Origin of the sequence: Sphingobacterium sp. HJSM2_6 (assembly GCF_049316305.1) — a bacterium.
Lineage (GTDB): Bacteria > Bacteroidota > Bacteroidia > Sphingobacteriales > Sphingobacteriaceae > Sphingobacterium.
The window spans coordinates 1-23,391 of record NZ_JBMOXB010000003.1; the positions used below are offsets into that span (position 1 = coordinate 1).

Consider the following 23,391-nt stretch of genomic DNA (forward strand, 5'->3'; position numbering starts at 1 on the left):
ATACCAAATTCTTCCTATATCGAGTAATGAAACTATATGCTTAAGAATTTATTCCCCCCAAGAATTCCACTTGATCCGAAACAAGACCTGTGGACTAAGCAAATAATTTTGTCAATCTAAACAAGAAAAAGTTAATATCTCCTACACCTCTAAATTGGGATCATGTGCAAAAGTTGTGGAGGACCTAAAAAAATTAATCAAATCGAAATTTTCAATAAGTACAAAACCAACAAACATTCTAGCAGAATTAAAAAAACCTACATCCTACAATACATAGTCTCTTCCGTTACTATTCAGTAATTTATAGCTGTTCCTAAATTAACATAGGCTGGAAAGCTATGTTGTACAAAAACCAAGGCAACAGATTAAGGATAAATTGGAATTTAAACCAAGCAGATTGGTTAATTCATCATTAATGTTTTACAAAAAATATTAATAAAATAATTAATTAACACTCAATAGGTTAAGTAAAATTAATTATAAAAACACAATATAATAATCCTTGGTTAATTAAATATTATATACTTTCGTAAGAATAGTTAAAATTAAAATATACAACACTTTTTTATGAAAAAAAATTATTTGAAACCTGTATCAGTACTGGCCGCCTCTGCTATTTTATTTACAAGTTGTGCGAGTACAACCTTAATTAACACGACCCCAGTTGGAGCGAAAGTTTATCTTGACGGTGAAATAGTAGGTACCACGCCATACACACACAAAGACACTAAAATAATCGGAACAACAACTACTATAAAATTAGAGAAGGAAGGTTACGAACCCTTTACCACCAATTTTACGCGAAGTGAAAAAGCAGATGTAGGAGCAATCATAGGTGGTGCTTTTTTTTCTATTTCCCTTTTTATGGACTATGAAATATAAACCATCACGTACTTATGAATTAATTCCACTTAAAACTGTTGAAGCTAACGAAACAAACTAACTCCGTTTAAAAATTTTAAAGGACAACTTATGAAAGTTGTCCTTTTTTATTTAAATGATAATGACCTTAAATTGTTTTCTAATTTACAGAAGTGATTCCTCTTACCTAAGCGATTAACGTACCTAATTGATTAAGCCAAAATATAAGCTGAACTTTACATTTAATATGTACAGTATGAAGGATTCCCAAGCATCCAAATTAAGTTCTTCAGAATTGTAATAATTTAAATAGAATAGAAAATATTTTTTAAATAATCCTTTTAGCAAAGGTAAAAATTGCTAATTTTATCTTTTAACCTATTTTCAAACATGAATTTAAATTATTTAAAGTTCGGAACTATTGGCTTATTCTGGATAGTTGGAACTATGGGGCTATACGCTCAACAGCTAACAGATAAATCGGAGCTTCAACTTAACGATCTCTCTGCTTTTAACAATCCTGGAAAATCTTGGAGTATTGCTGAGAAAGTCTTATCAGATCCTAAAAAAGTAAATCAACTCATTCTTAGTAAAGGGACTGGAGTCTTAGTAAATAGCACATCGAGTAAAGAAAAAGGTGCTGATCTCATTACAAAAGAACAGCATGGCAACATGATTTTAGAGTTGGATTACTTGATGGCCAATCATTCCAACTCAGGAATATATTTGCAAGGAAATTATGAAGTACAGTTACTCGATTCTTGGGGCGTACTTAATCCGACTTCAGGGGACAATGGTGGAATTTACGAACGTTGGGATGATTCAAAACCCGATGGCGTTGGCTATGCTCCTCGTCAAAACGCCAGCAAAGCACCTGGTTTATGGCAACATATGAAAATTGCTTTTCAAGCCCCACAGTTTGATGCTGCTGGAAATAAAACTGTAAATGCTCGAATATTATCCGTCGAACTAAATGGCGTACTGGTTCAAGAAAATGTAGAATTATTCGGCGCAACTGCTGGGTCAATGGATAAGGAAAAAGCATTGGGTCCTTTAAGACTTCAGGGTGATCATGGATCGGTCGCTTTTAAAAACATTAAAATTAGCAAACTTCCCAATGAGTTACTTAATGGTAGAAACAGGAATAATGCCGGCGAAGACCCAATTTATGTAGATGCGCAATCAAATACAAGCATACGTAGCTTTATCTATTATGGGCAAAATAAGATTGCAGTTCACGCCATTTCTGTTGGTAGCCCATTAAAAACACATTATGCCTATGATATGGATAATGGCATCATTCTCCATGCATGGCACGGCGATTTCTTAGATGCAACACCCATGTGGCATGGCCGAGGAAATGCAACCTCACGTGCCCGAGGAGTGGTTACCTCCTTTGTGAAGTCGGCAGTTCCTGCGATCGCTCAATTATCAAACACGGCACTTCCATGGCCTTCGGATACGAGCAACTCATCGTTCAAATCAAAAGGTTATATCCTAGATAAGGAAGATAAACCTCAATTCAAATATCAGACCTATGGCAGTGGAGTTACGGATATTATCCAAGTATCCAATGATGGAAAAAGTTTGAACAGATCACTCACTTTGGAAAAACCAGGAAATAATTTATATCATTTATTAGCAAATGCTAATACGATCGAGGAAATTTCTAAAGGTTTTTACCGGGTTGACGAATCCTATTACCTAGAACTTGAAAAAGGCGCTCCAAAACCAATTATTAGAGACGCAAAAGAGGGTAAAGAATTAATTATTCTTTTAGACAAACCAATAAATTATACCATTTCATTCTAATTGAGAATTATAGTTATTTTATGAAAAATACAATTAGCATGCTAGCAATGCTGGCATTATGCTTCAGCAATACCGTTTCAATCGCACAAGAATCTCCAAAAGAGGAAGATTTTTTCAAAATACATAAAGTGAGAATGCCCGAGGGTCCAGTTTTAGAAGTTGGAGGCTTGGTCACCTTACCGAATGGAAATTTAGGAATATCAACTCGTCGAGGAGATGTATTTATAGTAGAAAATCCGACAAGCAATAATCCGTATTTTAAAAAGTTTGCTTCTGGACTGCATGAGGTATTAGGAATTGCCTATAAAGACGGAGCAATATATGTAGCACAACGTGGAGAGTTGACAAAGCTTATCGATAAAAATAAAGATGGTAAAGCGGATGTATATGAAACCATTTATGCATGGCCTGTCAGTGGAAATTACCACGAATATAGCTATGGACCAAAAATAGCGGCCGATGGTTCATTTTTCATATCTGCGAATGTGGGGTTTGGTGGAGAAGAATGGTGGCGCGGAATTAGTCCAGTACCTATGCGCGGATGGTTTATGAATATAACGGAAGATGGAAAACTACAACCTTGGGCAGCCGGTGTTCGTTCACCAGCCGGGATTAATGTAATCGATGGTCAATTGTATTACACCGAAAACCAAGGTGATTGGATGGGTTCTGGAGGATTGTGGAAAGTAAATAAAGGCGATTTTTTGGGGCACCCTGCGGCATTAGATTGGACTAAAAGAAGTGATTCACCCGTAAAACTTCAACCTGAAACATTCAATTCCAAAATAGACCAACGTCGGGATAGAACACCTGAGGGTCGTTATATTAAGCCTGAAAATAGAGTCGATGAGCAATTCAAGACACTCTATGATGTGAAAAAAGAATTTCCTGAATTACGTTTGCCATCTGTTTGGTTACCTCATGGAATTTTAGGTATATCGAATTCTGAACCCATTAAAATTCCAAAAGGAACCTTTGGCCCATTTGAAGGTCAGCTTTTAGTAGGTGATCAAGGGATGAGTATAATTTCTCGTATATTCTTAGAAACAGTAAATGGAGAGGAACAAGGAGCTGCTTTTATGTTTAGAAGTGGATTTCGCTCTGGAGTCTTAAGAATGGCTTGGGCACAAGATGGGTCGTTATTTGTGGGTGAGACCAACCGTGGATGGGGATCTGCAGGTGATGCAAATGAGGGATTGGAACGATTAGTCTATAATAACAAAGTTCCATTTGAAATGAAAGCAGTACGAGCGATGCCTGACGGTTTTGAAATTGAATTTACACAAGCAGTAGATATAAATTCTGCACAGGATTTAGCCGCATATAGTATTGAAAGCTTTATTTATAAATATCATCCAGTTTATGGTTCCCCTCCTGTAAATAAGGAAACCTTAACCATAAAAGGTGTAAAAGTATCAAATGACGGTCTTAAGGCTAGATTAGTTGTTGATGGATTACGTAAATATTATATACATACAATTTCCATTGATGGTATTCGCGAAAAACAAAATCAACATGAACTATTGCATCCTGTAGCCTACTACACATTAAATTCCATTCCAACAGGTGAAAAGTTAGCTTTGAATACGTTAAGTACTAGAAATTCGAAACTTGAAGCCGCGGAAGCCGAAATAGCGAAAGAAAAAGCATTGGCAAAACTTGAGGAATCAAAATCGACTAAAGAAAAAAAGACCAGTGCTGCAAAAGCAAATGAAGTAAAAGCGACTCCAGCGAAAACGGTAGCTAAAGCGCCTACTTATGCGGAAGTAAAAGGAATTTTAACGAGCAATACTTGTTTAGCATGTCATAATGTTACTAAAAAACAAATAGGTCCATCATTTACAGAAATTGCAAAAAGAAAGTATTCAAATGAGAAGATTTTGCAGTTAATATACAATCCAAAACCAGAAAATTGGCCGGATTATGCGACGGAGATGCCACCTATGCCTCAGGTTTCAAAAGCTGATGGATTGAAAATTGCTGCGTATATCAACTCTTTAAAATAGATGAATTGTATTTTAAATCAGTCGATAAGTAATGGAATATGTTTAGGTTGATAACAAACCTAATGTCTTTCTAAATAAGTCTGCCCAATAGTTAAATGATCAACTTTAGGGCAGACTTATTTTTTTACCCCATAAGCTGCATTGTAAGCTTAAAAAGGCGATAAGTCAAAAGCGTAAAATAGTAAAAGTAGATTAAACCTGTTAAATAATCAGCCTAATGAATTGATTGATTGATTGATTGATTGATTGATGACTAAGCAAACAAATCAACGGTTAAAAGTTTAATTCGCTAACCATTTAATTTGAACTTTTTCGTCATGCTTCAATCGAAAAACACTCGGTCTAATACCAAATATTTTTAAAAAATCCCTTGAAAAATTGGATTGTACAGAATAACCAACCATATACGAAACCTGTGCAATACTAAACTTATTTTGTATTAATAAGTTAGCTGCTTTCTTAATCTTAAATTGTTTAATTAATGCATTTAAACTAAGGGATGTATGATCCTGAATTTTTCTATATAAGGTTGATCGACTCATATTCATTTTTTCAGCTAAGGTGTTAACGGTTATATTTTCATCAAATATTAAATCGTCTATTAAAGCATATAATTTATCCATGAATTGGATATGTTCAAACGACTGCTGTTTAAAAGCAGGAATATGATGTCTTTTTAATACGTAATCAATGACCTTAGTTCGATTATTCAGTAAACTATGCACCTGCATGTTCAGAAAATCTTTTTGCATAGGCAAATCAAAGAGAATATCTACCCCACAAGATAAACTACAAACTTTCAATGCTAGTTCATTTGATTCTACAAAACATACAATTGGGAGGTGACTAAAATCAGGATGAGATTTAACAAATTTGGAAATGATGTTTGATTCCGAATTGTTAAATTTAATATCGATCATGATTAAATGAATATCTAACTGAAATAAATAGTCTAATGCCTGAATAATGTCTTGAGTAAATAAGAGATCAAATTCTTTATCCAATTCATTTTCTAATACAGGTATCCAATCATAATCTATTCCAAACAAGAGAATAGAAGCTTTTACCCTAGTTTTAGCCCCTGTGTCCATCCATGATTTTGTATAGTTCAACAGATCGACACAGGAAATAAAATCCTTTTTTATAGATGAAACAATCATAAGTAAATAAGTTTTTGTTTAGTTGTTAGTTTATAAGGTTAATCCAATTTATGATTATTATTTAACAATAAAAAATATTAAATCAATTAAACTGTTTTCTTTTAAAAGGTCATAAGTTAATTTTTGAAACAGAATGATATAAAATTGAGACTATATGATTCATTAAAAAAATCATATTTAAAGATTTTTATATACCATTTTAAACATAAACTAAACAACATGAACCATTTGAACCCAATTGCTTTAAAGCCAATGGCTTACACTGTAAACCTGCAGTTGATTAAATTTTCTAAATTGCTAGAATTTTATCCTTTAGAATAGTTTCTAAAGCAGTCGTCTCTAAACAGCCTTAGGCTAAATCATCACTTATTTCACATCATTAATCCTTATAAAAATTAATTACATGAAAAGAATATTGATTTTTAAATATTTTCTAGTGCCTGTATTTACCCTTTTTACTATGCTTCTTTTTGCACAAGAAAGGACAGTCACTGGTACTGTTACCGATGATTCTGGGAGTCCATTAAGTGGCGCTACCGTTAAAATCAAAGGCACAAGTATTGCCAGTTTAACCGATATCAATGGCAAATTTTCAATTCAAGTAGGACCAAACTCAACCGTATTGGAGATAACCTACATAGGCTACCAAACGAAGGATGCACCTATAGATGGCACCAACTTAAACATCCAACTAAGTCCATCATCAGACCAAGGACTAGATGAAGTTGTTGTCATCGGTTACGGAACAGCCAGGAAAAAAGACCTCACTGGATCTTTAGTAACTATAGCTGCGAGAAACTTTAACAAAGGCATAGTTACCAGCCCTGATCAACTAATTCAAGGAAAAACACCTGGGGTTATGGTCATCAATAACACCGGACAACCTGGTGGATCGGCCACTGTACGTATTCGAGGTAATTCTTCCATTCGCGCGAGTAATAATCCTCTATTTGTACTAGATGGTGTTCCGATGTCTGGAAATTCACCTTTACCTGAAGGACGTGGAGGTTTTTCATCCGACCGAGGAAATCCATTAAGTTATTTAAACCCTAGTGATATTGCAAGTATGGATATTTTAAAGGATGCATCTGCTACAGCAATATATGGTTCTCGAGGTGCAAATGGGGTTATCATCATCAGTACAAAAAAAGGATCAACTGGAGCACCAATAGTTCAGGTAGGCGCTTCAGCAGGAATTTCAGGGATGCGAGCATATCCTCAAATATTAGATGCCAACCAATTTCGTGAAGCTTTAAACTATTACACTCCAAATGAAGCTTCAGATTCAGATTTTGGAAGTGATGTCAATGCTTTTAAAGAAATAACTCGCCAAGCAGTTACCCAAAATTATTATGCCGATGTTTCTGGTGGTGCTGATTATGGCAAGTATCGTCTTTCAGGTGGTTACTTAAATCAACATGGTATAATCACTGGATCACAACTTAAAAAATATACAGGAAATTTTACTGGAAACTTCAATTTTTTAGAAAATAAGCGCTTGGGCTTAGATTTCTCTCTATTTTTTACGCAATTGAATAATCAGTATGCGCCAATCAATGCGATGGTGGGTTCGGAGGGAAATGTCATTTCTCAAGCATTGTTATGGAATCCTACTAGGCCAATTCGGGATGATCAAGGAAACCCGACTTTTGTTAGTACGACCACTCGAAATCCACTGACCAGTATTGAAGCTTTTAAAGATCGAGCAACCACCAATACGATGGTCTTTAATATTTCACCTTACTATAAAATTACAGATGACTTAGAGTATCGATTCATTTACAGCGCCATGAGGCAATTAGGTAATCGGGAAGGAATGTATCGTTCAGGATTGATTGACCCATCTGCAATCAATAATGAGCAGGCTTTTATATCGAACAATGGGGAGACCAACCTGCAAATGACCCATACCCTATCTTACAATAAACAAGTAAATGAAGATTGGAGTGTGAACGCCTTAGCTGGATACGAATATTTGGATTATAATTATCAAAACAACATTACATTTGGTGGCGGTTTTAGGTATTTAGGTTTGGACTATTTCGACTATTTACAATATTCAACAGTTTCTACGCGTGATATTTCCTCCTATAAAAGCCCAACAAATCAATTACAATCCGTGTTTTTGAGGGCTGGATTCAACTATCAGAATAAATATTTATTGACTACAACCTTGAGAAGAGATGGTTCTACCAAATTTGGGTCGAATAATAAATATGCTACTTTTCCTTCTTTAGCATTAGCCTGGAATATACATGAAGAATCTTTTCTACATGGGAATGAGTTATTTGATCAATTAAAATTAAGATTAGGATGGGGTAAAACTGGAAATCAAGAATTTCCATCAGGAGCATCTTTAAATCGACTAGTATTTGGCTCTCAGAGTATAAGTCAAGCTAATTATGGAAATGATGATTTAAAATGGGAAACCTCTTCAACAATAAATCTAGGGTTAGATTTTGCCTTTTTACAAAACCGGATTTTTGGTTCAATTGATTACTTCAATAAGAAAACAACGGACGCCCTATTTGAACAAACCCTTGCACAACCCGCTCCTGCCGGACGAATCTGGGTTAATTTGGATGGAGAAATAGTGAATAAAGGCGTAGAAGTTTCATTAACGGGAGTTCTTGTCAACCAAAAAGACTGGAACTGGGATTTAACTGGAAATGTAACCCTCTTAAAAAATAGTGTAAGTGGTTTAGTTGGTTATTATGAAACCGGAGCCTTACGTGGACAGGGCTTTTCAGGAGTCTTAGGTCAGCGAATGGTTAATGGACAACCATTGAATGTTTGGTACTTAGCGCAATATGAAGGAATAGACCCACAAACTGGGATGAGCATGTATAAAGGATTGGATGGAAGTATCAGTAGTTCCAACGACCCTGCAATCAATAAATTTTACACCAATAGTCCCAACCCTACAACCCTATTAGGACTAAGCACTAATTTAAAATATAAAAATTACAGTTTAGGCGCAAATTTTAACGGTGCAATGGGGCATTATTTGTTCAATAATACTGCAGCAACAGTATTAGGTATTAGTAATTTGTCCTCAAGAAATATAGGCACACAATTTTTTGACAGCTCCGTTAAGGAATCAACTTCAAATTCGGCAGCGCCTTCCACACGGTATTTGGAAAAAGGTGATTATTTAAAACTAGCGAATTTAACATTAAGCTATTCATTGGGCAATATAGGACAAACATTGAAAAACTTCAATATCTCCTTAACTGGTCAAAACCTATTTATTTTCACAAAATATTCTGGATTTGACCCTGAAGTAAATACGGATGGTGCAACGAATGGGATACCTTCATTAGGTATTGAATATCTACCCTATCCTCCTTCTAGAAATATTTTATTAGGAATCAATTTTTCACTTTAGAATTCCAAAACAATGAATGCAAAACAGAATGATAATTTTTAATTGATAATCAGATGAAATTAAAATATATAATATATGCCTGCTGTATTAATAGTATTCTTTTAGTAGGTTCTTGTACTAAGTTGGAAGAAAATTTCAAAGGAGAATTGCAAGAAGGTACTTCGAATGTAGATCCTGCGGGATTATTAATTACAGCTTATAATTCCTTAAACACACCTTATCAGCAAGATCAGCGGTGGGTGATGCAAGAAATATCGACAGATGCTGCAATTGCCCCTACCAGAGGTGGAGATTGGGACGATAATGGTATGCATCGCGCCATACATTTACATTCTTGGAATGCAGATAACGGATATATGAATAATACCTTTGTTAGTTTAGGTACAGTGATATACAATGCCACTATAGTCTTAAATTACAATCCAAATGCACAACAAGCCGCAGAGGCACGATTTGTTCGTTCTTTAGCCATGTTTGATATGCTCGATTTATATGGAGTAGTTCCTCTTCGACAAGGGGAGTCATTGGCGGATTTTAGAATAGCCCCTGAAGTATTGAAGGCTCAAGAAGCTATAGACTATATTGTCAAGGAATTGAATGAAATAATAAATAGTCTACCAGACAATGGACCTGCTGAAGCCTATGTAGCTAATAAAAATGCGGCAAAAACTTTACTGATGAAAGTCTATTTAAATAAAGGAGCGTTCTTAAATAGACAAACGCCAACTTTTGCTGCCGAAGATATGAATCAGGTTATTCGATTGTCGAAGGAAATCAGCAGTTCCGGAAAATACAGTATATCTTCCCCAGGTAAATATTTCGACAACTTCGCTCCGGACAATGATACCAAATCCACTGAAAATATATATACCTTGTTTAATAAAAATGGGGAACGAGGTGGAAACGTAGATCGTACTTGGAATACCATAGCCCATTATAACTTAAATCCAGGTGGATGGAATGGATGGTGTACACTTTCTGATTATTACGACAAATTTAGTGCAAATGATGAACGAAAAGGGATATACTACAATTACGCTGCAGATACGACCTCGAATAAAAGTAAAAATTTCCGCAGGCAAAATGTAGGTTTTTTTGCTGGTCAACAATATAATTGGTCTACCAATAAACCTTTAATGGCAAGAAATCCGGCTACTGCTCCGCTATCTTTTTCTAGAGAAGTAACCATTCGAACTTCTGGAGCGACTTTAGAAACAGCAGGAATCAGACCGATGAAATATGCTTTTGATTATGCTGTAACAGGGCAAAGAAATAACGATTGGGTGGTATTTCGTTATGCAGATGTGTTATTAATGGAAGCAGAGGCAATTTTACGAGGTGGTACTGGAAGCCCTGCGGAAGCAACCGCATTGGTCAATTCCATCAGAACTAATCGTGGTGTTAGTCTATTTACCTCATTAACCTTAGACGAACTGCTCGATGAACGTGCTCGGGAATTATATTGGGAAGGTTGGAGAAGACAAGATTTAATTCGATTTGGGAAGTTTCTACTGGCTTGGCAAGAAAAACAAGCCGATCCAGATCCAAAGACCTTAGTTTATCCTATCCCTAGTCAACAGATAGCTGTAAATCCAAATCTCATCCAGCATAATGGATACTAACACTTAGTTTTAATACCGCAATATTCATGTATCCCCAAATAATTTGGGGATACATTTTACAAAATCTTCCATTGATTTTTTGAACAGCCAGATTGCGATTGGATTCCAAAGAGCTAAACAAGTTTATAATCCACATTTCAAACGTTTAGATCCTCATTTCTTAAAAATACTTTAGAAGGTTATATTCCATCCTGCTTTTCGTGCCATATGACCAACAACCCTCTTCGTATCGCTCCCTTAGATCTATGATAAGTAAATAATAATATAAATTTAATAATCGCAAATTATTTCCTAACAATTAAATAACAATAAAATATTTACTTTTACATTAAAATAAATTCAAAATATCTAATAACCCATGCAAGAACTTTCCCATTTTTATTGTCGAAATAGAATTTTCTTTATTTTCATATTATGTTGGGTTATTCTCACTAGCCCTATGCTCCTTTTCTTCCCTAAAGAGGTATCATTTAGCTTAACAAACAGTCATCACCACCCGATATTGGATTATTTTTTTACAATTATTACCTATTTTGGTGATGGTCTTTTTATTATTGCCTGTGGATTATACCTGTTTTTCTTTAAATCGAAAAAACTAGGAGCCGCAATTATTTTGACCTATATTGGTTCTGGAATATTATGTTCAGTATTAAAAAATCTCATTTGCAATCCAAGACCTGCATTTTCACTTATTGATAAACCCGATTTTCATACCGTCCCCTGGTTATCTACCGCATATTATAAAGCTTTTCCTTCTGGACATACCACTTCCGCTTTTGCATTTGCAACTTGTCTCTCCCTCTTTTGCGAAAATAAAAAAATAGGCTATTACTGCACATTAATAGCCTGTCTAACTGCATATTCACGAATTTATCTCGGTCAACACTATTGGGAGGATGTTTGGTTTGGATCTCTTCTTGGTGTATTGTTTTCAAGTATTTTTTACTTTGTAATAGTCCATTGTTATTCCAAAATATGGGATAAAAAAATTCCAACTTTCATTAGCAAATTAATTAATCCATAATTTGTTCAAACAACTAAAATATTAATTACTTTTACTAGCATATAAGTATGCTACCTTACAAGTCATTTCTTTGTTATCCGATTTATCATTTTTGCAAGAATTCGAATAGTACAGCATAAGGAAGAAGCTTTCTCATGTTTGGCTTTCCTAAAATTAAAGATCGTATGGCATTTCTAATTTTTAACATGAAAAGGACGCACAAAACTTTATCAATTAAGTCTTTTAGGCAGTTTTTGAAAAAACACAACGATTTACTGCATTGTAAAAGTCACTTTTATCTTACAATGCCATTAATTTGAAAAACATATAAGCAACAACACTCCAAAACACTAAATTTGCAGTTAATCACCTAAAAGATTTATATAATAAATTATTAAAGTAAAGTTGTTTAATAGATGCTAACAACATTTTACAAGCTAGATATACCATGAATGTTTTTTTTAAAATAGCATATATCCTAAAAAAATACTACTTAAAAATTAGAAATTTAGGCATTACGCAGGATGTAACATTCTTGGAGAAAAAAGAAATACAATTAACCAATAGCATTACGCTTGCCTGTATATTGAGTATTGGTATTTACGGTATATTCAATCGACTGAATTATCCCCAAATAGCCTTAATAAACTTCATAAGCTTAGGCTTATTTTTAATAGTTTTTTGGTTTAATTCTAAAATGAAACATCATGCTGCAAAATATACGCTTCTCTTAGCCTTATTCTTAATATTAGCTATCGTAAATTTTGGATCTCCAAATTCTACGGAGTATTATTTATTTTGCTTATTAACAATAAGTTTAATGATGTTTTCTGAAAGATGGATAGTCATCTTAATATCTATTTCCGTTTCATTAGCGATACTTATTCCCAAATTTTTCAGTATTAAAATCAGCTTTTTTGAATCTTTGAATCCGGAAAGGTTATTAATTAATTCCACATTGGGGATTTTAGGGCTGATAGGCTTAATCTTATACTTACAAAGTATTCAGCGGCAATATCAACGAGAAATTGAAAAACAAAATAATAGATTCAAATATTTAAATAATGATTTGAAACATCTTTTTGCAGTAATTGCGCATGATATTCATTCTCCATTAAAATCCTCCAGTTCCATGATGAATATGGTAATTAATGAGGAGATTTCTGATCAAGATAAAGATGCTTCCTTAAAATTAGTCAATAAACAACTCAATAGTCTTAAAGACAATTTAGATAATCTTTTAAATTGGAGTAGGCAGAATATGGAAGGATTGCTCGCTCAACCGGAATCTACCAGTATGAAAAAATTGGTCGATGAGGTATTGATTTCTATGGAAGATCGGTATGCTGAAAAAAAAATAAAAATTGACTATTCTATTCCTGACCACTTAATCTTGTACGTGGATCCTATTCAAATAACCATTATCATTAGAAATTTATTAGATAATGCGTTAAAATTTAGCAAACCCGATGGAATTGTTAAAATACAAGCGGAACAAGACCATAATCAAGCTATTCTTAACATTTCAGATAATGGAATAGGAATGCCCAATGAATTATTAAAGCGTATATTTAAAAGAATTCAGGTTCCATCTTTCGGTACATTAGGCGAACGTGGTACTGGATTAGGTTTGGTTTTGGTACAGAAATTAGTTAAAGCCAACCAAGGTAGTATAACAGTTTATAGTTTACAAAATTCAGGAAGTAAATTTGTTTTGAAATTTCCCATTGATAAAAGCGCAAAATTTAATCCTGTTTTATTCTCGAAATAAGGAATTCAGAAGCAGATTTTTATAATAACTTGTTCCTATCGTACTGTAATGCACAGCATCATACATATAGTGATGAGACATCCCATTGGCTGTTAAATGATTTAAGCTCTTTAATCGGATATATTTATTGGATCCCAACTCTTTTAATAAAAATTGATCAACTTTATCCTTATTAAACAAATTAAAATCATGATAATTTAATTGATATTCATTTACCATTGAAACTAAAACAGGGAACTCAATTTTATATTTTTCAGTCTGGCCTATATAAACATAAGGTAAATTATACTTTTTGAAATACGACTCATTACGGGTAATGAACTTCTTCAATTCACTTTTTGTATACCCAGAATAATTAGCAACCAAAATAACTTTATCTATTTGATGATGAAATTTGGGTAGGTATTCATCAAAAATAAAATCCATCAAACTTTTAGATCCCGGATATAGGGTTTGGACGTTTCCTGTTGGAAATACTTCGTCAGCAGTCGCTTGAATTAGATTCACCTGATGTTCATCTGCCAATTGCTTTAGTGTATAATAGAACATACCCGCATGGCAATCACCAATTAACAGATAATTTGCTTGGTCTTCACTAAAGTCTTTTAACGAATGAATATCAAAACTGGAAAAATGATTTTTCGACAACAGGTGATTTTTTCCGAATTGTTTTATAAAAGGCATTTCATAACGTGGATATGCATAAAAAAAATGAAAAATGGTCCCTCTCTCTTTACCAATAATCCATTTAACAAACCTTTCCCTAGAGCTTAAACCGCAGCATATTAAGGTAGACAGGAATAATGCTACTAAACTTTTCTTTTTCTTTAGAAAAGGATGAAATTCAACAAAAGTATAAGAAAGATAGGCTATTCCTATAGTCAACAGTAAGATGGCAAACTGGTACAAATAACTTGGATTTGGCACAAAATAAGTGGAGAGTACCAGGATAAACCAATGCCATAAATACCAAGAATAAGAAATATTAGCAAGTGTAAGGATTGGCTTATAGGCGTAAAAACTAAACTCCTGATGAACGAGTATACATATGGAAGAAAGACCTAGAACGATGATAATTAGCCATGGTGACCATTCCGTTTGAAGCATAAAATTGGATATAGGAAAAACAAGTACTAACCCTATTATGGAACATACAGCAATTGTAGAAAGGTTCTTTGTAGGAAATCTACGCGTGATAAAATCTCTTTGCTGATATATGAACGCCCCTAATAAAAATTCCCAAAATCTACAAAATGGCATATAAAAGGAATACGATTGGTTAAATTTGGAATAGTGCAGAAACAAGAGTAGCATGCTAATAATTAACAGGATTAAAACAATAGCATTGGCTATAGATTTTTTGGGAAGTAATCGTTCTTGAAGGTATAAAAGAATCGGAAATAGCATATAAAATTGCCATTCGATAGCTAAGGACCAGGTATGGGTTAAGAAATTTAGGTCAGATGAAGGACTGAAATATTCGATGGATTTATAATAATAGAAATTAGAAAGAAAGGCTTGACTAAGCAATGCGTTTTTACTAAAATCATACAATTTAACTCCTAACAATAGCCAAACAATACACCAAGAAATCAAAATGAAAACACTGAAAGCAGGAATTATTCGTCTGAACCTTTTCCAATAAAACAAAACTATGTGTTGAACATCGAATGGTTTTTGCTTGGATAACGTATCGGTCATCAGAAAACCGGAAAGTAGAAAAAATAGATCTACTCCTACATATCCATGCTTAAATCCTGCTACATCAAAATGAAATAAAACAACCGTAATAATTGCGATAGCCCTTAAAAAGGATAAGTCATTTCTAAATATTTTTGGTGTTCCACTACTCATAGGTAGAATCGCTTATATTAATTATGATAATTTTATGAGCCCCTATCATTTAGATATTTGCAATCCCCTTATCAGCAGTATCGCAAGTCAAAGCAGCTGCTCTTGCATCAACTAACCAAACTAAACTTTCCCTTAATTTTACGCTAGCAATCAACTAGCGTTGCATTGGGCTTTCAAATAAGCCAGATCTAAATGCTGCAAGAACAGGAACTAAACCATTGAGAAGTAATTACTCAAAATCGGAACAAGAGATAGGAAAAGTTTGAAGGGTTAATCCATGAAAATTGATTTTTCAATTCCATTTCATCGATGAACTTTTGAAATCACATGCATAATCGGAAATGAAATGGTTTCCAACGGGGCGATAGGAAGGTATTTTAAAAAACTTGAAAATAAACGTTCTACTCGATTAACACGTCCTTGGTAAACTTTTATATCCGGGTATTTAGGATTGTAGAATGAGAAATTCCCTCCTTTGAGGATGTCTTCCTTCATCCATTCCGTATTGCGACTTTTCACAATCTTAAAAGGTAATTTAGATTCCTCTAAACCTAACATTTCCACAAGAACTTGATGAATCAACTCTATCCATTTTAGTGCAGCAATTTTTTTATAAAAGTATTTTAAATAATCAGCATCCAATTCGGAATTTAAACAGTGATACAACCTAGCTGCATCACAGAATTGTTTAATGCCAACTCCATAGCCCACTTGATGACTGAGAATATGAACATTGATCATCAAAGAATTTATTATTGGAGCAGGAATGGTTACACTTTTTCCATTTATCAATATTTGAATATAACTTGGTGATACATCCTGGACAATTCTTTTAAATAATGGATAGATTAGAGGATTTCTTAATTGAATAAGTTTTTGATGATGTTCAACTTTAAAATTCTCGAATTCATAGTTACTGCTATACCCTGCTGTTAATTTAAAGCCCGGAACGGTATTTTCAATGATTCGGTTTGCAATATGATAATTCAACTTCGTTTCAAAACAAAAATCTATATCACCTACCGATCGCAATAAGGGTTGTTCATAATAATAAGCAATACCTTGGCCCTTTTGCAATATAGGTTCAATCTCAAAGGATCTAAATTTTGCGACTAAATGATTCAGGGTATTGTTCATATGATGATTTGTGTCGACATTTTGCTGAACTCGAACAATCCATGGATACAATATTTCCTTGGGAGGCAATAATGCTGCAGGCAAGCCTTGTATTACATTTCCAACGATGGCCTCAACTGTTTGATGAAAAGCTAATTGATAGATTTCAAACCACTCATTTTTCGTTAATCCATCATACAATGGATGATTGGGCTCTTTATTCCATAATCCAGCTACTAAAGCATCTAAAAATACTTTTGTTGTCTTCTTATTCCACATTAACTCCATCACATCAATTTTGCAATAAACCTTCTTTTCTAAATTGGTTTAATAGATGTTTTACATCTTCATGGACTAATTCATTGGATATTACATAATTATCCTGAAGAAATAATACAACGTCTGCTTCATTAAAATCAACCGCTGAAAATTCTTCCCATATCATAGCCGCAGACTCACTTAAGGTACAAACTTTAGTCATATTGACCATTTGCTGATCTGATGCTATTAGCATAAATTCATTGCCAATATATCTAATACTTAAATTCTCTTTTAATCTCATAATTGATTTTTTTAATAACATAAGCGATAGAATGATACTACCGCCTATGCTAAACTTAATATACTATGGATAGCTTAATTTCTTACACAGCGAACATTCCGGAATGGAGTTTCAACAACGTCGACACCTATAACTGACACATTTAACAATGTAGCATTCATAATATCTGTATGAACTGAACCCACTGAAGTACCCTTATAGTTATAGGCTCCAAATCCTATTAATCCTAAAATATTAGCTCCACTTGTAGAGGTCCATAAATCAACAGAACTACCATAAGTACTACCAAAATCCAATGACACCAATCCTCCTACCACTCCAAGATTAATACCGAATCCATTTTTATTAAATCGTAAATTTTTACTTGGATATGGACTTGCAGTTCCTGTAGTCTCTTGATACTCAAAATATCCTAAACCACTTTGGGTACCGGCCGTTAAAGATTTGGCATTTAAATAAAAAGGTGCAACACCAGTTAAGGTAATAAAATCAGCATAACTTGCTTGCCTCCAAATTCCATTTGGATAAACTGATGCACAGGGATCTCCATTAACTCCATAGGTTTGAGGAACTGTACCTTTAAAAGAAAAATAAGAATTAACATTATTACTATGGGCATAGGTATGATGGAATCTATAAGGTACATGGGTACCTCCATAGTAATACACATTCTGTCTAGCCCATCTAACACCTTCTAATGTTAAAGGCGATTCAATTAAATTAGCCAATGCCCGATGGGTATTCCCAATTTGTGGTGTAATATTATAAGTAAATACAGATGGAGTCGCTGTTAAAAGGGTATTAAACGATCGCGGATTGCCATCATCCAATGTCAAATCTAAGCCTCTTAAAGTAACTGTAAAGTTTCCTGTAGCAGTGGTACCTGCTGTATATACATAGGCAATTTTAGCATCTTGATATAATGGATCTACATCTACAAAATCCGAATAAGCAATAGTCGGCGTAACATTCGTTAGGGTTGTTCCCCAATTACCAGTCTCTAAATTTAACGATCCAGTTTTTAAGACTAAACCTGCAACTTCTACTGTAGCAGACGTCATATTGGCAAACATACCCATCGTATTGATTTCAATACCTATTCTTGCAACTTTATGATTAAATACGATACTCACTGGGACAGATACCTCCCCTGCACTTGTAGGCACTTCAAAAACATCAGTCGCATATAAAATATCTTTATTTCCAGGTAATGCAAGTTCTTTGACCGTAGGATTTCCTTGGTCTACATCGACAATATCGGTGGATTGATCATTATAGGATACAGCATACCAAGTATAGCTTTCTCCTTTTTCAACTTCAATGGCCGAAGCACCACCTACCGAAAAATTATACGTGTCTACATAAGTTCCATCCTCTTTATATAAGTAGAGATTATAGGTATTTCCAGGTGTCATGGCTGCTGCACGTAAAGCGTTGGAACCACTATTAGATCCTGCTTTACTTTTTACCATTATTTTTCTAGAATGGACCTTTAAATCATGATCCGTAATTACCTGTGCATCAAATCCATTGTAAGATATGACTTCAGCCTTATTCCCTCCATCAGAATGGCCAAAATTAGCAGCTGCTTTCTTTTCTTTAGCTCCTTCACTGATACTTTCATCAATTCCTGTTACGTTAAATGTAACTTTCGTTTTTTCAACTTTTTTAACCTCCATAGCTTCTTTTTTAGCACAGCTATTCAGTCCAAATACAGCGATTAAAATAATTACCCATGTATTTTTAGAGGTATGCGTATGAGTCTGTTTCATTTTCATCATTTTATTAGTATGAATTAGCAATTCTATAAATCATTATCATCGCTAGCACCCGTACCACCGTTCCAATCATTAACAGATGGGGAACCTACAGCCTCCGCTGAACCAGCTGCAATACCTTGTTCTAATTCAATATGCACTACCTCCATAGTTGGCTGTACATAACTCTTTTTTTGATTCTTTTTCATTTTTATATCCTATTTAGTTAATTGTTTTATAGTAATTATTTTATTGTTGTTTAAATTAAACGAATGCAAACAACAGAAACACCGATATCTATGCCTCAAAAGCTTTATTGATGCGTTATCTTATGCTTTTTCAAAACACCTTTAACAGCTTTTAAGACCACATTCTTGGAATTGATTTTCACTTCTTGATCCCCATAGCCATAACCGTAGCCATAGCCATAGCCGTATCCTAGATTAAAATCCACATCATTCAGTAACACAGCCATATTATGGAGCTTATTCTTTTCAAACATTTCCTTTGGTACAGTTAGCAATCGCTTGTCTAAGAAATTTGTACGTACAACATACACGGTGATATCCGCATATTTACTAATCAACTGAGTATCAACCACCAATCCTACAGGGGCTGTATCGACAATAATATAATCGTAATGCTCCTTGCCATACGCAATAATATCTTCAAAATGTCCATTAATTAATAACTCAGATGGGTTGGGCGCTACTTTACCAGAATATATTAAGTCAAAATTAAAATGCCCAGGATTTTTGATAATAATCTCACGCACACTCAAGTGTTTGTCTACCAAATATTCAGTTATTCCTGGATGAATATGTCTAAAATGGGAAACACCCAAATAACTTAAGATTTTTGGTGAACGAATATCAGCCCCTATCAACAAAACCTTTTTCCCAGACATAGCATAAACCTTTGCTAGATTAGTAGAAACAAATGATTTCCCTTCACCCGCTATGGTTGAAGTAACAAAAATGACTTCAGCGCCATGGTTTTTTCTTCCGACCATATAACTAATGTTCGTTCTTAATATCCGGATAGATTCTGCTAAAGAAGATCGATCATTCGCCTCATGAATGACATGGCTTGATCTTGGAACTTCTCCAAGAATCGGCACAGAAAACATTCGCTCAATATCATCACGATTTTTAACCTTGATATCGAAATAAAATTTGCCATATAAACATACAAATGGCACTAAAAATCCAATAAGCAATGAAAATCCATAAACATACATTCTTCTTGGAGCTATGGGGCGCCAAGTGGCATACGCCTCATCAATAATTTTTATATTAGCAGGTGTGGCCGATAAATTAATCTCATTTTCTTCTAATTTTTCTAAAAGAAACATATAAATCGATTCCACAATTTTTTGCTCCCTATGAATATTATTGAATTGCCTTTCATTATAGGGAAGGGAATTAAACTTATTTTTGAAACGAGAAACCTGATTTCTATAAACCATCGAACTTGCCAATACCCCTTCTTTCTGATTTTTAATAGATTTATGCAGATTGCTCTTTAATTCGGCCAATGTAACGTCAATCCCTTTAACTACGCCGCTTTCTTCCTGCGCTGATTTCAATAAATCTAACCGTTCCAAATACAAATTATTATAGGTTTCAATTTGCTTTTGAACACCCAAATCAGATAAGCCCAAGTTCGTTGGCAACAAACCTCCCCCTACATTCAACTCACTTTCCATCATATCCAATAATTGCAATTGCAGTTCATGTTCAATCGCTTTCTTTTCATTGATGGATACCGCTACATTATATTCATTAGCTTCCAATTTTACATCTAAGACTCCCTGCTGTTGCTTAAACTTTTCCATTTTGGAATCGGCAGTCTGCAAATTTTGCGCAATGATATCCAATCGGCTATCTATGAATTTATTAGTCGCCTTAAACACACTTATCTTATCCTCTATAGCATCTAAATTATACTGTTCAATCAGAGAATTTAACAGGAGTTTACCTTTCTCCTTGTTCGGATGTCTCATCGCAAAATCAACCACAAAAGATTGAACTTCCTGATTTGGTTGAATACTTATATAACTTCTTAATATGTCGACCGTAACCTCTCTAGGGATATATTGTATGATAAGATCGTTTGTTAATAATTGATTACTTTGCGGTAAAATCATAATTTCTCCCAATGGAGAATTAAATTTCTCCCCTAAACGAAAGGAGATGTGTTTACTTATTTTATCCGTATAACTATAACCAGATGGCCCATGAGAAATAATCATCTGATTACTTATTGAATCTAATTTGCTGCTATTTGGGTTTAATAAAATAAGTTTTAATGGACTATCTTTTTCTAACAGTTCTTTCATTCGTATTAACCCTTTGGAATGATAGGTGATAGTGAATTTATTCGCTTCGACCACTTTGCGCATAATTCTTCTTGATTGCAAAACTTGCATTTGATCATTCACATAGGCTGCAGAGGATGAAGATCTGCCCGCTAAATTTGCTAACTCTGCCAATCCTGCCATTTCACCATTTGCTCTTTTTTCATCTTGCAGTAATATTTTTGCATAAATAGCATATATCTGCTGAGCGTACCTTAAATAAACAAAGCCAACCAATAGCGCAATAGTTATAGACATCAAAAACCACTTCCAATAATGGAAATACTTTTCCAAATGTTGGATCAGCAACATATTTGATTCCTTTTTGGCGAATATGGTCATATCATTTATCATAACTTCTTGGCTAAAAATCAAGACATTAGCTAGCAAACGACCACACTAATGCCTTTTAAACCATTTACAATACACGTATTAACTCAAAAAAAACTTGTGGAACAGCAAAATATTAGTCAACAATGTTTTTCATATACTATTGCTTTTTAAGCAACTGCGGATTCGATTGATAATAATTTTAAATCTTATTCTGGTTAACGACCAACCATTGAGAAGCTTTAAAATTTAAGTAGATGTTTAACTAATTATAGTTTATTTAGTTTATAAAAATTGTTTTGGTTAACCTTCAAATAAAATTTGTACTTATTAAAATTAACATAAGCAACCAATAATCATTAAACAAATATATAAATAATTATTAATTCAATATACTAAAAGTTATATTTTATCTCATTAGGTATTTTAATAAATTATTTACAACATAATAAATACAAATTCTTTGCCAAAAAATAGATTTTATTTTATTAATTTAATAATTTAATATACATGGGTGTATTTTACCAATATTTCAGACACATTTATTTACTAAGAACAATTCAAGCTACAGGTTATAGAATTTAATTAACAATAAAATAACATAGCTTAACTTAAAAAGTTATTATTATTCATGAAACTTAATTTTGCAAGAGACTGCAATGCCATAATTGGCTTTAAGAATCCTGTGGCATTGCACCATTAAAACATCTTGATAATTTATTCGTTAATGATTTTGGAATCATCTATTCTTCTTACTACTCCATTAAAGCCAACAATAGAATCTGGCAATTGAGATATGGAAATCATTTCATGACTTATCGGCTTAAAACCTTGTATATCGGCATCGCGAACTTTTGTGCCAGCAGGAATATGAATCAACGCATACGCTTTTTGAGGCTCCAAGGTACTTCCAATAAATTTACGTGCTCCAGAACCCAAACAACCACTGTTCATCAAAACTACGTTTTCTTTATATGCAGGAAAATATGCATGCTGATGTCCGGAAACATACATATCTACCTTAAACTCATTAAAAATTTTAAGCATCCCATCAGCGCCATCTACCACTTCCCCTGGTTTGTTCTTTGCTTCAACTATGGCAAATAAAGGTAAATGCCCAAAAACTATTCTTCCCTTAGCTTTTCTTGCAACTTTAGACTTCAATTGCTTGCTCATCCAAGCCTTCACCTCCTCTGGTACTTTCGAGGAAGATGCGTCCCAGCTGATAAAAAATATTTTATTTTGAATAAAAGAAAAATAAAATGGATAATGAGCGGAGTCCACATAGGATATATTCAATTGATCTTTTTGGTGCATCCAAAATTCTTTAGATGCTTGCCTATCCAACAAAAAACTGGGGGAAGCATCATGATTTCCCATAGTAAAGGCAAATGGAATTTGCAATTTTTGTATAGGACTCAACACCGTCTCGTTAAAACTACTCCACATTTGTTGTAGATGATCCAAACTTAAAGATGCTTTTTGACCGGCCACCATATCCCCAGCACATAGAACTATGTCTGGTTGAATGTCTTTTATTTTAGACAGCACATCTTTCACATCCTCGTTGTATCCTATCGTACCGTAACTATCATTTAAATCAGAAATCAATAAAATTGATAAGCCTGATTTTATGGTCTTAACCTCCTGTTGTTGTCCAAATGCAGGAATAGAAAAAAGTACAAAAACGTACACACAAAACACCTTAAATACGTTTCCCAGAAAGCTCAACATGGAATAAATCATAGGTAAATTTACAAAAGAACAGAAGCTTTTTCAAATAACTTTCG

General features: G+C 33.9%; 15 protein-coding genes. 7 read left to right on the forward strand and 8 right to left on the reverse strand.

Annotated elements, in window-relative coordinates; genetic code table 11:
• Positions 1 to 567: 567 nt before the first annotated feature.
• The 3 genes from ACFRAE_RS03840 (at position 568) to ACFRAE_RS03850 (ending at position 4,679) form a co-directional block, all read left to right on the forward strand.
• Entirely contained in the window at positions 568 to 882 is a 315-nt protein-coding gene (locus tag ACFRAE_RS03840) for a PEGA domain-containing protein (protein ID WP_422795799.1), read from the forward strand.
• Between the two features lie 369 nt (positions 883 to 1,251).
• On the forward strand, positions 1,252 to 2,673 hold the full coding sequence (locus ACFRAE_RS03845) for a 3-keto-disaccharide hydrolase (RefSeq protein ID WP_422795800.1): 1,422 nt from the start codon (positions 1,252 to 1,254) through the stop codon (positions 2,671 to 2,673).
• A 20-nt stretch (positions 2,674 to 2,693) separates the two neighbouring features.
• Positions 2,694 to 4,679 carry a c-type cytochrome gene (locus ACFRAE_RS03850; RefSeq protein WP_422795801.1) on the forward strand — a complete coding sequence of 662 codons (1,986 nt, stop codon included), beginning with the start codon at positions 2,694 to 2,696 and terminating at the stop codon, positions 4,677 to 4,679.
• Positions 4,680 to 4,960: 281 nt separating this feature from the next.
• Here the strand turns inward: ACFRAE_RS03850 and ACFRAE_RS03855 are convergent, their stop codons facing one another.
• The gene (locus ACFRAE_RS03855; protein ID WP_422795802.1) at positions 4,961 to 5,839 is read right to left on the reverse strand and encodes a helix-turn-helix domain-containing protein; all 879 of its coding nucleotides are present in this window, start codon (positions 5,837 to 5,839) and stop codon (positions 4,961 to 4,963) included.
• A gap of 403 nt (positions 5,840 to 6,242) precedes the next feature.
• Between ACFRAE_RS03855 and ACFRAE_RS03860 the strand changes: the two genes are divergently transcribed.
• The 4 genes from ACFRAE_RS03860 (at position 6,243) to ACFRAE_RS03875 (ending at position 13,623) form a co-directional block, all read left to right on the forward strand.
• Positions 6,243 to 9,227: a SusC/RagA family TonB-linked outer membrane protein gene (locus ACFRAE_RS03860; protein WP_422795803.1), complete on the forward strand. Its 2,985-nt coding sequence runs from the start codon at positions 6,243 to 6,245 to the stop codon at positions 9,225 to 9,227.
• Between the two features lie 53 nt (positions 9,228 to 9,280).
• The gene (locus ACFRAE_RS03865; RefSeq protein ID WP_422795804.1) at positions 9,281 to 10,849 is read left to right on the forward strand and encodes a RagB/SusD family nutrient uptake outer membrane protein; all 1,569 of its coding nucleotides are present in this window, start codon (positions 9,281 to 9,283) and stop codon (positions 10,847 to 10,849) included.
• 439 nt (positions 10,850 to 11,288) lie between these two features.
• The gene (locus ACFRAE_RS03870; RefSeq protein WP_422795805.1) at positions 11,289 to 11,873 is read left to right on the forward strand and encodes a phosphatase PAP2 family protein; all 585 of its coding nucleotides are present in this window, start codon (positions 11,289 to 11,291) and stop codon (positions 11,871 to 11,873) included.
• A gap of 427 nt (positions 11,874 to 12,300) precedes the next feature.
• A complete protein-coding gene (locus ACFRAE_RS03875) occupies positions 12,301 to 13,623 on the forward strand; it encodes a sensor histidine kinase (protein ID WP_422795806.1) in 1,323 nt (440 codons plus the stop codon).
• Here the strand turns inward: ACFRAE_RS03875 and ACFRAE_RS03880 are convergent.
• The 7 genes from ACFRAE_RS03880 to ACFRAE_RS03910 form a co-directional block, all read right to left on the reverse strand.
• Entirely contained in the window at positions 13,609 to 15,477 is a 1,869-nt protein-coding gene (locus tag ACFRAE_RS03880; protein WP_422795807.1) for an acyltransferase family protein, read from the reverse strand. The genes ACFRAE_RS03875 and ACFRAE_RS03880 overlap by 15 nt on opposite strands.
• A 303-nt stretch (positions 15,478 to 15,780) precedes the next feature.
• Positions 15,781 to 16,881 (reverse strand): nucleotidyltransferase family protein, encoded by a 1,101-nt coding sequence (locus tag ACFRAE_RS03885; protein WP_422795808.1) that lies wholly within the window; start codon positions 16,879 to 16,881, stop codon positions 15,781 to 15,783.
• A 4-nt stretch (positions 16,882 to 16,885) separates the two neighbouring features.
• Complete coding sequence (locus ACFRAE_RS03890) at positions 16,886 to 17,155, reverse strand: PqqD family protein (protein ID WP_422795809.1); 270 nt, start codon at positions 17,153 to 17,155, stop codon at positions 16,886 to 16,888.
• A 74-nt stretch (positions 17,156 to 17,229) separates the two neighbouring features.
• Positions 17,230 to 18,927: a hypothetical protein gene (locus ACFRAE_RS03895; protein WP_422795810.1), complete on the reverse strand. Its 1,698-nt coding sequence runs from the start codon at positions 18,925 to 18,927 to the stop codon at positions 17,230 to 17,232.
• Positions 18,928 to 18,959: 32 nt separating this feature from the next.
• Entirely contained in the window at positions 18,960 to 19,121 is a 162-nt protein-coding gene (locus ACFRAE_RS03900) for a hypothetical protein (RefSeq protein WP_422795811.1), read from the reverse strand.
• Between the two features lie 104 nt (positions 19,122 to 19,225).
• Positions 19,226 to 21,625, reverse strand: a complete 2,400-nt coding sequence (locus ACFRAE_RS03905) for a GumC family protein (RefSeq protein ID WP_422795812.1) — start codon at positions 21,623 to 21,625, stop codon at positions 19,226 to 19,228.
• Positions 21,626 to 22,318: 693 nt separating this feature from the next.
• Positions 22,319 to 23,347 (reverse strand): metallophosphoesterase family protein, encoded by a 1,029-nt coding sequence (locus ACFRAE_RS03910; RefSeq protein WP_422795813.1) that lies wholly within the window; start codon positions 23,345 to 23,347, stop codon positions 22,319 to 22,321.
• Between the last annotated feature and the right edge of the window lie 44 nt (positions 23,348 to 23,391).